The 14,098-nt window shown below is 67.3% G+C and carries 9 protein-coding genes; 2 read left to right on the forward strand and 7 right to left on the reverse strand.

What is annotated here, in order from left to right; translation table 11 throughout:
* The first annotated feature begins 134 nt into the window (after window positions 1–134).
* A complete protein-coding gene (locus tag F790_RS0100360) occupies window positions 135–1,286 on the forward strand; it encodes an OprO/OprP family phosphate-selective porin (RefSeq protein WP_026279421.1) in 1,152 nt (383 codons plus the stop codon).
* Between the two features lie 131 nt (window positions 1,287–1,417).
* On the opposite strand, the gene F790_RS0100365 is transcribed toward F790_RS0100360, so the two are convergent.
* From F790_RS0100365 to F790_RS0100375, 3 genes are all read right to left on the reverse strand, one after another.
* Complete coding sequence (locus F790_RS0100365) at window positions 1,418–2,497, reverse strand: ABC transporter ATP-binding protein (RefSeq protein WP_019590549.1); 1,080 nt, start codon at window positions 2,495–2,497, stop codon at window positions 1,418–1,420.
* The gene (locus F790_RS0100370) at window positions 2,494–4,260 is read right to left on the reverse strand and encodes an iron ABC transporter permease (RefSeq protein WP_019590550.1); all 1,767 of its coding nucleotides are present in this window, start codon (window positions 4,258–4,260) and stop codon (window positions 2,494–2,496) included. The genes F790_RS0100365 and F790_RS0100370 overlap by 4 nt, the downstream gene beginning before the upstream one ends.
* 118 nt (window positions 4,261–4,378) lie before the next feature.
* A complete protein-coding gene (locus F790_RS0100375) occupies window positions 4,379–5,467 on the reverse strand; it encodes an ABC transporter substrate-binding protein (protein ID WP_019590551.1) in 1,089 nt (362 codons plus the stop codon).
* Window positions 5,468–5,581: 114 nt separating this feature from the next.
* On the opposite strand from F790_RS0100375, the gene F790_RS0100380 reads away from it, so the two are divergent.
* Entirely contained in the window at window positions 5,582–7,678 is a 2,097-nt protein-coding gene (locus tag F790_RS0100380) for a TonB-dependent receptor family protein (protein WP_369773022.1), read from the forward strand.
* Here the strand turns inward: F790_RS0100380 and F790_RS0100385 are convergent.
* From F790_RS0100385 to F790_RS0100400, 4 genes are all read right to left on the reverse strand, one after another.
* Entirely contained in the window at window positions 7,675–8,445 is a 771-nt protein-coding gene (locus F790_RS0100385) for a rhomboid family intramembrane serine protease (RefSeq protein WP_019590553.1), read from the reverse strand. The two genes, F790_RS0100380 and F790_RS0100385, sit on opposite strands and share 4 nt — an antisense overlap.
* A gap of 113 nt (window positions 8,446–8,558) precedes the next feature.
* Window positions 8,559–10,574 (reverse strand): methyl-accepting chemotaxis protein, encoded by a 2,016-nt coding sequence (locus tag F790_RS0100390; protein WP_019590554.1) that lies wholly within the window; start codon window positions 10,572–10,574, stop codon window positions 8,559–8,561.
* 212 nt (window positions 10,575–10,786) lie between these two features.
* Window positions 10,787–12,730, reverse strand: coding sequence for an ATP-binding cassette domain-containing protein (locus F790_RS0100395; RefSeq protein ID WP_019590555.1), 1,944 nt, complete (start codon window positions 12,728–12,730; stop codon window positions 10,787–10,789).
* A gap of 2 nt (window positions 12,731–12,732) precedes the next feature.
* A complete protein-coding gene (locus F790_RS0100400) occupies window positions 12,733–14,067 on the reverse strand; it encodes an MFS transporter (protein ID WP_019590556.1) in 1,335 nt (444 codons plus the stop codon).
* Window positions 14,068–14,098 lie beyond the last annotated feature (31 nt).

The raw sequence follows: 14,098 nt of genomic DNA on the forward strand, positions 1-14,098 counted from the left end.
CATGATGAAGTCGGCATGACCGTTCTCGCGCTCTGCGTGTCATGTAAACGGAGCGTCTTCCGGACGTAACGGGGCTGCCATTCGGCCCCGGTAGCTTCTGTTCCTGCCAATTTCAATGACGGGAGGGACAGAACGTGAAAGGCATTAAGTACACCGTAAATACCGCATTCATCCTCGGCCTGGGGGTTGCAGTTAGCGCCCCGGCCGCGGCTGATCTGACGTTCGATCCACGCGGTCGTCTGCATCTGGACGCCGCTATGCACAACACTGACAACCTCGGAGAGGAAGCCTTTCAGGACGGGTTCCTGGTGCGGCGTGCGCGTCTTGGTGGCAGTGGTGATCTGGGTGGCCGCTGGGGCTATCAGATCGAGTTTGATTTCGCCGGTGGCAGCATCAGTTACAACGATCTCAAGATCTCGTATGACACGGATGCCGGTACACTCCAGATGGGTCAGTTCAAGGTGCCGCAGGGCATGGAAACACTGACCAGTTCCAATCGCATGACTTTCATCGAGCGGGCTTCATCTCAGGTTTTCACCGATTCCCGTCGCATCGGTGTCGGATTCGATCAGTCCGGTGATAACTATCACTATTCCGTGATGGGGTACTCGCACTCCATCGAAGGGGATCCGGATGGCGACGCACCGCTGGGCGCCGCCGGCCGCGTGACTTTCAATCCGGTTCGCGGCGATCAGGTCGTCCACCTTGGTGGTTCCCTGTCCCACGAACGCATTGCCAGCAATGCGCGCGAGGGCAGCGTGCGCTTTCGTGATCGTCCGGAATCTCGCCCGACCGAGGGGAATCGCCTGATCGATACGGGCAGCATCGATGCCCGCTCCACCACCAAGGCGGGCCTGGAGCTCGGTTTTCTCACCGGACCGTTCCACGCCAGCGCGGAATACATGCGGGCCGAGGTGGATCGTGACTCCGGTTCGGACGTCAGCTTTGATGGCTGGCATGTCCAGGCCGGCTGGGTCCTGACCGGCGAGACGCGTGGCTATCGTCCGACCGGTTTCCGCACCGTCGAGCCCGAGCGCTCGTCCGGTGCGTGGGAGATCGCCGCGCGTTACAGCTCGGTGGATCTGGGAGATTCCGGGATCCTGGGAGGGGAGCAGAAGAATTTCACTCTGGGGGTGAACTATTACGTCAATCCCAATCTGCGCTTCATGGCGAACTACGTGATGGTGGATGTGGATGACAGCGATGCCGTGGACGCCCTTTCGGAAGGCGCCTTCCGCGACGACAGTCCGGACATCTTCCTCGCCCGCATGCAGTACAGCTTCTGATCCCCTCGTAACGTCTTCGGGGACCTTCGGCCACCGGACATCCCGTCCGGTGGCCTTTTTTGTGCGCGCGTAAACAGGTAATCCATCCAGGGTGCCCGCCCGGCTCAGCAAGGCGCTCCGGACGAACGGAATCAGGCCGCCGTCCGGGAGTAGGCGCGCGCGCTCTCCGCCGGGACCTCGATGGTGACCGACTGGCCCTCGGCGACCGGGCTGCTGGTATGCACGGTCAGGGGGGCGGCCTCGCTCTCGCAGCGCAGGCGCCAGCCGGTGCCCTCGAAGTGACAGCTTTGCACCTGTGCCCGCAGCCGATTGGCCCCATCGCCGCTGGCCAGGGTGAGTGCCTGAGGCTGGGCCAGCAGCAGTGCTTCGTCACCAACCTTCAGCCATTCTCCGCGGCTGGCATCCAGCCGATGGCGGCCGCTGCGGACCCGGACCCGCTCGCCGTTCACGTCTTCCACCACCACGGGGATCCGGTTGGAGAAACCGACCAGACCGGCGACCCAGGGGCTCCCCGGATTGCGGAAGATTTCGTCCGAAGTTCCGCTCTGCTCGATCCGGCCGTCGCGCATGACCACCAGCCGGTGGCCCAGGGTCATGGCCTCGTGGAGGTCATGGGTTACATACAGCGCGGTGGTACCGATCCGGCGCAGCAGGGCCGCCAGCTCGTCGCGCATCTGCAGGCGCAGCTGTGAATCCAGGTTGGACAGCGGCTCGTCGAGCAGCAGTAGCCGGGGCCGGGTGGCCAGGGCCCGCGCAATCGCGACGCGCTGCTGCTGCCCTCCGGAGAGCTGGCGCGGGAGCCGATCTTCCAGCCCCCCAAGTTCCAGCAGCCCGAGCAGGTCCCTGAGTCGCGTGTTCCATTCCGCACGCGGGATGCCCCGGTGACGCATCCCGAACTCGATGATCTTGCGCACGTTCATGTGCGGCCATAATGCGAAGTCCTGGAAGACCATGTTCACCGGCCGGCGCTCCGGCGGGATGTGGAAACCGGGCCCGTTCACCTGGTGGCCCCCAATCGCGATCGTACCCTCGCTAGGGGTATCGAGCCCCGCCAGCAGTCGCAGCAGCGTGGACTTGCCGCAGCCCGAGGAACCAAGCACGGCGATCACCTCGCCGGAGGCGATATCCAGGTCCACCGAGTCCAGCGCGATGCTGTCCTGGTAGCGGCGGGTCAGGCCCCGGATGCTTACATCAAGGCTTTCTCCGTTCATTTCGCGTGGTCCTCGTTGACAAGAAAGTAGGACGGGAAGGTGCGCCGCACGGCCCAGCGGGCGGCGACGATGATCAGGGCGGTCAGGCTGCAGACGATCACGGTGGCGGCGGTGGCCCAGCCGTATTCCACGGTGCGGAAGGCTTCGTCGATGATCACCGGAATGGTCGGGTAGCCCGGTGGCTGCAGCATGATGGTGATCGCCAGGTCGAAGACGCTGGTCGCGAATACCGCCAGCGTGGCCGAGAGGAGGCCGGCCAGGACCATCGGCATCAGGATGCTGCGCAGGCGCGTGAACAGCCCGGCCCCCTGCAGGGCCGCACTGGCCATGAAGGAGTCCGGTGTCTGCGACATCGTGCCGAGCATGACGCGTACTGCGATGGGGATGGACGCGGCGGCCGAACACAGGATGATGGCCCAGGGGCTCCCGTAGACCTGGATGCCCAGATCGGCGAGCCAGCGCTGATTCCACATGAATATGTAACCCACTGCGAGCACGATGCCGGGAACGGCCAGCGTGACCGTGGAGGTTACGTCGATGAAACGCTTCATTTTGTTGTTGCTGAAGGCGAGCAGGTAGGCGGCGAGAAAGCCGACGATCATGGAGATGCCCGCGGCCGTGAAGGCGATGAAGAATGAATTCCGCAACGCCGGCAGAAGGGAGGACCCCGCCGACAGGACCTCGACATAGTTGCTCAGCGTCAGGTTGCTCAGGGTCAGTCCCTGGCTGTAGCGGTCCATGAACGAGACCGAGAGGCTGGTTCCCAGCGGGGCAAAGATGGCCAGCGTCAGGAACACCAGATTGATCGTGGTCAGCAGCGGCCACAGCCGCGGCTTCGGGCGATTGCGCGGCGCCGCGGCTGCGCTCAGAAAGTCGCGACCGCCGTTGCGCAGCACCCGGATCTGCAGGGCAATGGCCGTCCCCACAAGGCTGACCAGTACGAAGGACAGTACGGCGGCACCCTCGAAGGATACGGGCACCGTGGCGACCTCCGCCCGGATGTTGTAGGGGATCAGCGGAAAGCTGAATACCGAGAGAAAGGCCGCCGGCAGCCCGAAATCGCCGATGCTGTCGACGAACACCAGGATCGCGGCGGAGGCGAAGGCCGGAATCAGCAGTGGCAGACGCACCCGCCACAGAGTCTGTGCTGCGTTTGCGCCGCACAGCCGGGCCGCCTGTTCATAGCGCGAGACATCCCATTGCAGGGCCGCGCTGGTTGCCAGGTAGTCGAGCGGGAAGTTGGTCAGCGCCATCACCGTGATCAGTCCGGGCAGCGAGAACACGAAGTCGTTCATCCAGGGCATGCCGAGCTGCGCCGCCGTACCGCTGCTGCGGGAAAACAGCACCCAGCCCTGGGCGATGATGAACGAAGGCATCACCAGCACGAACCAGGCGGCGAAATCGATCAGGCCAGCCGTCGGAAAGCGGTAGTTGTGGCGGATCCAGGCGAGACCGGCACCGATGATGGTTCCGAGCACCATGGTCCCGGTCGCCAGCAACAGGGAGTTGGTCACCGAAGTACGCCACAGACGCCTCTCCCACAAATCCCGGAACAGCTGGAAGTCCCCCAGGGTGAAATCGCCGAGATAGAGGCGCGGGAAGGCCAGATGCAGCAGCATCGCAACCAGCGGCAGCGCAACCAGAAGCACCAGCGAACCGGACACCAGCGTGACGATCAGGGTGTCGTTCCCGGGCAGGCGCGCCGCGAGCCGCGCGAGAGGCGAAGGGGTCAGGGACATCGAACGGTTGGTTACATGGCTCATGGGAAAGTCCGGCTCGCATGGCGCGCCCGGTGTGCGGATCCAGGGCTGCAAAGGAAGGGGCCCTGCTGTTTGTCGGCAGAGCCCCGGGGTGCTGCATCCGTCCGTGGCAGAGGAGGCATTACATGATCCGGTCGGCGAACCAGCGCTTGATGGTGTTCTCGACCTCGCCCATCCAGACGTAGTCGCTGAAGACGTACGGGGAGTCGCCGTCGAGATACTCGTTCGGGGGCAGCAGCTCGTTCGGGGACGCGTTGCGGTTGACCGGCTGAAAGAACTTGTTGCGATGCTCGATCTCGGTCAGGTAGTCCTGCGTCTCGGCCGAAAGGATCCAGTCGACAAACGCGCGGGCGTCATCCCGGACGCTGGTATCCGACGAGATGCCGATACCGCGGGCTGCGCCCGGCACACCTTCTTCCGGATAGACGATGCCGATGTCCTCGCCCTTTTCGACTTCACCGTAGGTGTTCGGCTCTTCCAGTCCGGCCACGCAGATTTCGCCCGTCATCAGTGCCTCGGCGACCGGGCTGTTGGAGCGGAACATGCGCACGCCGTTGTCGAAGACGTCTTCCCAGAATGCGTAGCCGGCATCCATGTCGTCTTCGAAGAACGAGGCCACATAGGGGAAGGCCGGGCCGGAGATGTTCGGATTGGGCATCCCGATACGGCCTTCGAACTGCGGATCGCGCAGGGCATCCCAGCCGGTGATGTCCTCGGTCCCCTCGCAGCTGCGGTTGTAAGCGAGCAGCGCGGGGGCGCTGATGGTGACCGGCCACCAGGAGGCGTCGGGATGGCGCTCGTAGATCGTCCGGGCGTGGTCGGTGTAATCGCTGACCGCCGCCGGCTGCCAGTCGTCCTGGAGCAGGATGCCTTCGTCGTGAAGCCGGTGGACACTGCCGTGCCCCATTACGTAAACCACATCCCACTGCGGGTTCACGCGCTCCGCCTCGATGCGAGCCAGGATCTCGCCACCGCTCATGTCGACGATCTGCACGTCGATGCCGGTGTCCTCGGTGAAACGGGCGGCGATCGCGTCGCCGTGGTCATGCAGATAGACCGTCAGGACATCGTCGGAGAGTTGGACTTGGCCCGCGTCAACATCGTCGGCATCGATGGCCTGAGCGGCTACGGTGCCACTGCTACCAGCAAACAGGGCACTCATGGCCAGCGCCAGGGTAGACAGCCGGCGGGAATGTTTCGCATGTTGCATGTGAGGGTGCTCCTTCTAGCGAATGGTTCGCCCACGCTAGAGAACGGAAATGACGCATGTGTTGCCGGGCGATGACGACTCGGTAACACGGACGTTCAAGAACGGGAGGGGGTCATGTCGAGCTGTCTTTTGCGTGTCGCGGGGACGTTGTCCGTGCTCCTGCCCCTGGCAGGGCTGGCGGACGAGCCCGTGGTGCTGGATCCGGTGGAGGTGTCGGCGCCGCGGCTGACGACGCCACTGGCGGAGCTGCCGGCCTCGGTCAGCCGGGTGGACGGGCGTCAGGCCACCGAGGCGCGCCAGGGGCTGCAGCTGGACGAGGCGCTCAACCGGGTGCCCGGGCTGTATGCGCAGAACCGCCACAACTTCGCTCAGGATGTGCGCATCTCCATACGCGGTTTCGGCTCGCGGGCGCCGTTCGGCGTGCGCGGGCTGCGCATCCTGCAGGACGGGATCCCCGAGACCACGCCGGACGGGCAGTCGCAGGTGGATGCGATCGACCTGCTGAACATCCGCGACATCGAGGTGCTGCGCGGGCCCAGCGCGGCGCTGTACGGCAACGCCTCAGGCGGGGTGATCTCGATTCGCACCCGGGACGGCAGCGAGCCCCGCGGGCATGGCGGCGGGGTGCTGGCAGGCTCGCACGGGTTTCGTCGGCTGGAGGCGACCAGCGAGGCGGACCTCGGCGAGCACCGCTACTCGCTGACCGCGCATGATTTCCGCATGGATGGCTACCGCGACCAGTCGCGGGCGGAAAAGCGCTATCTGCGCCTGCATACGGCAAGCGAACTGGGCGACGGCACGCTGCGTGCCCACCTGCGCTACCTGGACGCCCCGCGCACCGAGGACCCGGGCGGACTGACCCGCGACGAGCTTCGCGCGGACCGGCGCCAGGCCGCCCCGAACGCCGAGTCGCTGGATGCGACCCAGGAAGCCGAACAGCTGACCGCCGGGCTGCGCTGGGAGCAGCCGGTGGGTGAGCTGGATCTGCGCGTCGGCGGATTCTGGACGCAGCGCGACTACGCCCAGCAGCTGCCGTTCCCGGGGTCGAGCCGGGTGGCCTACGAGCGCGACTTCTACGGGCTGAATGCCCAGCTGGAGGGCGATCTCGGGCCAACGCGCTGGCTGGCGGGCGTGGATCTGGAGGAACAGCGCGACGAACGGACCCGACGCTGTTCCGCCGGACAGCTGTTCGATCGTGATCCCGAGGAAGACGACGAGGCTCCCGGTTGTTCCGCGGACCCGAATGATCCCGTCACCAATCTTGCCCTGGAACAGACCGAACGCGCCCGCACCCGTGGCGCCTTCCTGCATACCGATACCCTGCTGGGCGAGGACTGGAACCTGGTGCTGGGGGCGCGCCACGATCGTATTCGTTTCAGCATCGATGATGACTTTTCCGAGGAGGTCGGCGAGCCGGATCGTTCGGATGGGCGCACCTTCCGCGAGGAGAGCCTGATGGCGGGGCTGGTGTGGCATTTCCGCCCGGGGCAGCGGGCGTGGGTGAACGTGGCCACCAATTTCGAGACCCCGACCTTCACCGAATTCGCCAATCCCGGGGGCGGAGGCGGCTTCAACCCGGACCTCGAGCCGCAGAAGGCTCGCAGCCTGGAACTGGGCTGGCGCGGCGAACAGGGTGCGTTCGGCTGGGAGGCGGTGCTCTGGAGCACACGGGTGCGCGACGAGATCACGCCCTTCCAGATCGAGGGCGAGGGGGACCGGGACTTCTACACCAATGCCGGTCGCACCGCGCGCGACGGGCTGGAACTGGCACTGGACTGGCAGGCGACGCCGCAATGGACCCTGAGCAGCGCCTTCACCCTCAATGATTTCCGCTTCCGTGAATACGAAGACGTCGACGGCGTGCGCCACGACGGCAATCGGCTGCCCGGACTGCCGCGCGAACAACTGTTCCTGGAGGCCGACTGGCGCGACGGTCCCTGGTTCGTCACCGTGGATGCCCTGCACGCCGGGGCGCGCTACGCCGACGACGCCAACGACGAGCGCGTCGGCTCGCAGACCACGGTCAACCTGCGGGCCGGGCGCGAGTGGACGCGCAACGGCGCGAATATCGAGACCTTCGTTGGCGCGAACAACCTTCTGGATGCCGACAACATCGACAACGTTCGCATCAACGCAAACTTCGGACGGCATTACGAGCCCGCCCCGGGGCTGACCCTGCGCGCGGGTCTGCGGGTGACCTTCGGGGACTAAGTCCGGCGGTCGGGCGGATCGTCGGGGCCGTCAGGGCCGCCGGGGCCGTGCTGGTCGCGGTGGCGGGGCGGTTCGATCTCGTCCAGGCGGCCCTGCTCGATCTTGCGCAGGGTCTCCGCGTCGGTGGGGTCGTCCGGGTCTTCTTCCCAGGCGTAGCGCTGTGCCACCGGGAAGGGGTCGCGGCGGTACAGGAACCAGCCGCAGACTGCGCCCACGGTCGCGCCGAACAGGTGCGCCTCGAACGACACGCCGGGGGTGGTCGGGAATACCCCCCAGAACATGCTGCCGTAGAGGAACAGCACGATGATCGTCAGCGCGATGGACAGCGCATCGCGGCGGCGGATACCGATGACCACGGCAAAGAACATCAGGCCGTGGGTCAGGCCGCTGGCGCCGATGTGCAGGCCCTCGCGGGCGAACAGCCAGACCCCCAGCCCGCCCATGATCCAGATCAGCGGGACCGCGGTGCGCGTGGCCTGCGGGAAGCCGTAGAGCGTGAGGATGCCCAGCACCCACAGGGTGGGGGCGTTGGCCATCAGGTGCCCCCAGGATCCGTGGATCAGGGGCGAGGTGAAGATCCCCAGCGCGCCGACGCCGTCGCGCGGCAGGATGCCCAGACGCGAGAAATCCGCGCCCAGCATTTCCTGCAGGGCGTGGATCAGGACCAGGGCCATCACCCCGAAGAAGGGCCACAGCAACGCTCGCCGGAAGCGTTCGCGATCGGCCGCGGGGTCCGTCGGGGGTGCCGGGCGTCGCAGGTTCAGCATCGAACAAGACTGCCACGGGGGCGTGACGGGGAACAATGCACCGCCCGGGGCAGCGGTTTCGGGTCCGCGCGGGCAGCCCCGGCGGCGGACCCGGCTACCCCCGCGGCCGGCGTTCAGAGGCGGAACTGCGCCAGGGCGCGCTGGATCTCGCTTTCCACCTGCTTGAGCTCGTCGGAGGCCGCGCTGACACGGTCGGCGGTCTCGGCCGACTGGTCGGCCCCGTCGGAGATCTGCACGATGGTGCGGTTGATGTCCTCGACCACGGTGGTCTGCTGGCGCGCCGCGACGGCGATCTGATCCGTCATCTCGGAGATGGTGTCCACCGACTGGCGGATCTGCTGCAGCGCGCCGTTCACTTCGGCGGTGTGTTCCATGGTGGTCTCCGCCTCTTCCTGGCCCTTCTTCATCACCGAGACCGCGTTGTTGGTGGCGCTCTGCAGCCGCGAGATCATGCCCTCGATCTCGTCGGTGGACTCCTGGGTGCGGGTGGCGAGCTTGCGCACCTCGTCGGCGACCACCGCGAAGCCGCGGCCATGTTCGCCGGCGCGGGCCGCCTCGATCGCGGCGTTCAGCGCCAGCAGGTTGGTTTGCTCGGCCACTCCGCGGATCACCTCGAGGATGGTGCCGATCTGGCGGGAATCCTCGCCCAGGTTCGAGACCGTGTCGGCGGCCTGTTCCACCGTGCCCAGCAGGGAGGACATCGAGGCCACGTTGCGTTCCATCACCTCCATGCCCTGGTGTACGGCGTTACCGGCCTCCTGGCCCGACTGCGAGGTGGCGTCGGTGTTGCGGGCGATCTCCTCGGCGCTGCTCTGCAGCTCGTTGATGGCGGTGGCCACGCGTTCGGTCTCGTCGCGCTGGCGCGAAACCGCCTCGCGCGCCCCGTAGGCCTCCTGGTTCAGGTTGTCGGTGGCCTGACGCAGGGTCTCGGTGCTGCCACGGGCCTTGCCCACGGCACTGGCGATCTTGTCGGTGAAGCGGTTGAAGGCGCGCCCCAGCGCGGCAGTCTCCTTCAGTCCGTGCTCTTCCAGCCGGCGGGTCAGGTCGCCGTCGCCGTCGGCGATCTCCTCCAGCGCGGTGGACGAGCGGTTCATGGCCCGGCGGATGGTGATGATGATGGTGGCCGCGCCGGCCAGTCCGAGGATGATGCCCGCGATGGCCAGCACCATCTGCGCCACCTGGGTGTTGCGCATGGTGGTGGTCAGTTCACCGGCCCGGGTCTCCGCACGCCGGGTGATGGCCTCGCTGAGCCCATCCAGTTCCCCGCGGGCTTCCATCAGCAGCGGGCCGATTTCGGTGCGGATCATGTCGGCATCCTGGAATGCCTCGGGCGAGCCGTGGACCTCGAAGATGTCGTCCAGCGCACCCCGCAGGGTTTCCAGTGATCCGGCGAAATCTTCCAGCGCGATTTCCTGTTCGAAGTCCAGGGTGGCGGATTGCCCTTCGAGATCCTCCACGATGCTTTCCAGCTGCCCGCGATAGAGATTCACGTTCTGGACGAAGGCGTCGTCGCGGAAGGCAAGGAAGCCGCGCAGGTTCGAGGTGACCTGCAGTGCGCTCATGCGCAGGTTATGGAACTGCTGCAGACGTTCCAGGGAACGCTGGAACTCCGGCAGGTTGGTCTCGGCGTCGATCATCGTGGACGCCTGCTGCGCCATGGCGCGGGTGGCGGGATTGGCCCGCTGGTTGGCGATGTCCAGCGCGGGCATGTTGGCGGCGTCGTCGGTGGCCAGTTCGGTCAGACGGTCGACGTGGCCGTGGAAGCGGTCGACGTGTTCGCGGACCGCTTCGGCCGAGCGGGCCATGTCGCGGTCGGCCGCCACCACCGGGTCGTTGTTGAGCTCCCGTGCCGCGGTCTGCAGGGCGTCCATGGATTCCAGCCAGGCGTCATGGTGGCCCTGCTCGTCGCTCATCAGGTAGAAGCCCAGGAAGGCCGCGCTTTCCTGCAGCCGCTGCTGGACTTCGTTGACCCGGGCGACGGCCGGGTAGTCTTCTCCGGTCAGGTTCTGTACGTCCCGGGCGCCGGTCTGCAGCGCATGCAGGGCCATGACCGAGTTGATGACGAGGATCAGGACCACCAGGCCGAAGCCGGCCGTCAGCAGTCCGCGGATCGAAAACTTGTCCAGCATGAGTTGCTCCTCCGCCGGCGCCTCTGCGGGCGCTTGCTACCACCGCGTACGGGCGTACACGAAAAGGGTGACCCGCGGGTCGTGTCGTTTCTCCTGCTGTTACGGCAAAGATGCCCCGGAGTTGAGTGTTTCGTGGGGGGGCATCGCTCCCGGAGCCGCGAAAAGGCAGGTGGTCCGGCCGGGCTTCACCGGGAGAGACGCGGGCGAGAGCTTCAGGATTCCAGTTCTTCCCAGCGCTGGTAGGCTTCTTCCAGCTCCTGTTCCACTTCGGCCAGGCGCGCCTGCAGTTCGCGCACGCGCTCGCCGTCCCGCTGAGTTTCGGGGTCGCAGAGGGCCTGGTTGATCGAGTCCTGCTCCGTCTCCAGCGCCTCGATGCGGCCCGGCAGGGCCTCCAGTTCGCGGGCATCCTTGTAGGAGAGCTTGCCCGAGCCCGAGCCCGAGCCCGAGCCCGAGCCCGAGGCCGCGACGGCGGGCTCCGGCGCCGGGGCGGTCCGGGTTGTGGCCCGGGATGCCGCGTCCGCGGCGGCCCCGGAGTCCGGCGCCGGGTCCCCCTCGATCAGGCGCCGGGTCACGCGCTCGGGCAGATCCGACCAGCCGCCGACGAACTCCTCGATGCTGCCATCGCCGGGGACCACCAGGGTGCTGGTGGCCACGTTGTCGAGAAATGCGCGGTCGTGGGTGACCACGATGGCGCTGCCCTTGTATTCGATCAGCAGCGACTCCAGCAGCTCCAGGGTCTCCACGTCGAGATCGTTGGTGGGTTCGTCGAGCACCAGCAGGTTGGCCGGACGCAGGAACAGCTTCGCCAGCAACAGGCGGTTGCGTTCGCCGCCGGACAGCGCGGAGACGGGCTGGCGGGCGCGCGCCGGCGGGAACAGGAAATCGCCCAGATAGCTCAGCACATGGCGCGTCTCGCCGTTGACCGTCACCTGTTCGCGGCCCTCGCCCACGGCATCCTGCACGGTGGTCTGTTCGTCCAGGTGGGCGCGGGTCTGGTCGAAGTAGGCGATGGTCAGCTGGGTGCCCAGCTTGACCGTCCCGGCCAGCGGCGGCAGATCGCCCAGCAGGCCGCGCAGCAGGGTGGTTTTCCCGGCGCCGTTGGGGCCGATCACGCCCAGGGTGTCGCCGCGCTGCAGCAGCAGGTTCACGTCGTGCAGCACCGGCTTGCCGGCGTGGCCGAAACTGGCGTGTTCGGCCTCGATCACCCGCTTGCCGGAGCGCTGTTCCGGGCTCAGCTGCATGCGCACCTGCCCCGCGCGTTCGCGACGTTCGGCGCGTTTCTGACGCAGCTGCTGCAATGCGCGCACGCGGCCCTCGTTGCGCGTACGCCGGGCCTTGATGCCCTGGCGGATCCAGGCCTCCTCCTGCGCCAGCTTGCGGTCGAACTCCGCCTGCTGGCGGGCTTCGACCTCCAGCCGCTCGGCCTGGCGCTCGCGGAACGCGGCGATGGACGGCGGGTGTTCGTGCAGTTGGCCACGGTCCAGCTCGAGGATGCGGGTGGCCACGTTCTCCATGAACTGGCGGTCGTGGCTGATGAACACCACGGTCATGCGGCTGCCGGTCAGAAAGCCCTCCAGCCAGCGGATCGCGGCCACGTCCAGGTGGTTGGTGGGCTCGTCCAGCAGCAGGATGTCGGGATCGCGCACCAGTTCGCGGGCCAGCCACACACGGCGCCGGAGCCCGCCGGAGAGGGTGGCGAACTCGGCCTCGGGGTCCAGCTCCAGCCGCGACAGGGTGGTTTCGACCCGGTTCTGCAAGCTCCAGCCGTCGATCGCGTCCAGCTGTGCCTGTACCGGCCCCATCTTCTCCAGGGCCTCGGCGTCGCCGCTGGCGGCCGCCTGGCTCAGGTGGTGAAAGCGTTCCAGCAGCCGCCCGGACTCGCCCAGGCCTTCGGCGACCACGTCGAACACGCTCCCCTCGATGCCCGGCGGCAGCTCCTGGGTCAGCCACGCGACGGTCAGCCCGTCGCGGCGGGTGATATCGCCGGCATCCGGCTCCACCTCGCCGGCGAGGATGCGCAGCAGGGTCGACTTGCCCTCGCCATTGCGCCCGGCGATCGCCACCCGCTCGCCGGGTTCCAGGCTCAGGCCGGCGCCGTCCAGCAGCGAGGCCATGCCATAGGCCAGGTGGATGTCGCGCAGGGTGATCAGGGCCATGTTCAGACCTCCTTCATGCGCCAGGCGCTCAGGGCCCCGGCCAGACTCATCAGCGCCAGTACGAAGATGGCGAATTCGGTGCCGGCCAGCTGGGCCACCAGGCCGAACAGGCCCCCGACCAGCAGCAGCACGCCGATGACGGTGTTGCTGACCGCGGTGAAGGCCGCGCGGGTCTCCTGCGTGGCCATGTCGACCAGATAGGTCTTGCGCCCCAGACGCACGCCCGCGTGGCTGATGCCCAGCAGGAAGAACAGCACCGCATGCACCCAGCCCATGTCCAGCAGGCCGGAGGCGGCCGGGGCGAACCAGCTCCCCAGGGCGACGACGAAGCCCAGCAGCGTCGCCAGCAGTCCGGCGACCACCAGTACCCCGCGGGCGGAACGGTCGGACATCCGGCCCCACACCGGGGCACTGAGTGCGGAGGCGAGACCGCTGGCGAGGATCAGCAGGCCCAGGGTCGCCAGTGCCCCCTCGGTCGCATCTTCGGCCAGCAGCACGTAGAACGGCAGCGCCAGCGCAGTGCTCATCAGCAGTGCGCGGGTCAGCACGAAGTGACCAAAGGCGCGCTCGCTCCACAGCAGGCGCAGCGAGCGCAGCGCCTCGCCGAACCCGTTGACGCCCCCTTCGGTGGCCCCCGGATCCTCGTGCAGGCGGGCGAACACCGCCGCCGCGATCCACCACGCGCCGGCCGAGGCTGCCAGCAGGGCCACGAACAGGCCGATACCGGCATCGTCCAGGCTGGCCAGCGTCAGGTACCCGCCCAGGGCCAGGGTGAAGAAGCCGGCGGCCGAGGCGGCGTAGCCCATCACCGTGCCGCGGCGCTGTTTGGCGATGGTCTTGCCCAGCACGTCCTTGGACGCTACCGAGTTGATGCCGCGCGACAGGGCGAACACGATCAGCAGGGCGATGATGGCCCAGCCCGCGGCGGCCCCCTCCAGGGTCAGGGCGGTGATCGCCATGCCCGCGACCGCAAACCCGGACAGCGCGCTGCCCAGTACCCAGAACCCCTTGCGGATGGCGCGGCGGCGGATCGAGGCGGCCACGAACAGCTGCGGCAGCAGCGAGCCCGATTCACGGATGGGGACCAGGAAACCGGCGAACGCGGCCGGGGCCCCCAGCGCGCTCAGCAGCCAGGCGAGGACCAGGCGCGCGGAGGCCAGTTCGTCGCCGATCTTGGACAGGGTGTTGGCGACCAGGTGGACGAGGAAATTGCGTGGCTGCGCGTTGCAGGCCCCCTCGGGGATGTCCTTGCAGGCACGGGCATCCTCGTCGCCGGCGATGGTCTCGTACAGGCTGACGAGGGGGCGTCGGCGTTTGTCGCGATCGGTCTCGGTCATGCAGTCCTTCCGTTGTGTCGCCCGTCATTGC

Source organism: Thioalkalivibrio sp. ALE20, from assembly GCF_000381405.1.
Taxonomy (GTDB): domain Bacteria; phylum Pseudomonadota; class Gammaproteobacteria; order Ectothiorhodospirales; family Ectothiorhodospiraceae; genus Thioalkalivibrio.

Coding starts and splice junctions, on each gene's coding strand:
- F790_RS0100395 (WP_019590555.1), bottom strand. CDS start 12,730: ATGGCCCTGATCACCCTGCGCGACATCCACCTGGCCTATGGCATGGCC.
- F790_RS0100365 (WP_019590549.1), bottom strand. CDS start 2,497: ATGAACGGAGAAAGCCTTGATGTAAGCATCCGGGGCCTGACCCGCCGC.
- F790_RS0100370 (WP_019590550.1), bottom strand. CDS start 4,260: ATGAGCCATGTAACCAACCGTTCGATGTCCCTGACCCCTTCGCCTCTC.
- F790_RS0100390 (WP_019590554.1), bottom strand. CDS start 10,574: ATGCTGGACAAGTTTTCGATCCGCGGACTGCTGACGGCCGGCTTCGGC.
- F790_RS0100400 (WP_019590556.1), bottom strand. CDS start 14,067: ATGACCGAGACCGATCGCGACAAACGCCGACGCCCCCTCGTCAGCCTG.
- F790_RS0100380 (WP_369773022.1), top strand. CDS start 5,582: ATGTCGAGCTGTCTTTTGCGTGTCGCGGGGACGTTGTCCGTGCTCCTG.
- F790_RS0100385 (WP_019590553.1), bottom strand. CDS start 8,445: ATGCTGAACCTGCGACGCCCGGCACCCCCGACGGACCCCGCGGCCGAT.
- F790_RS0100375 (WP_019590551.1), bottom strand. CDS start 5,467: ATGCAACATGCGAAACATTCCCGCCGGCTGTCTACCCTGGCGCTGGCC.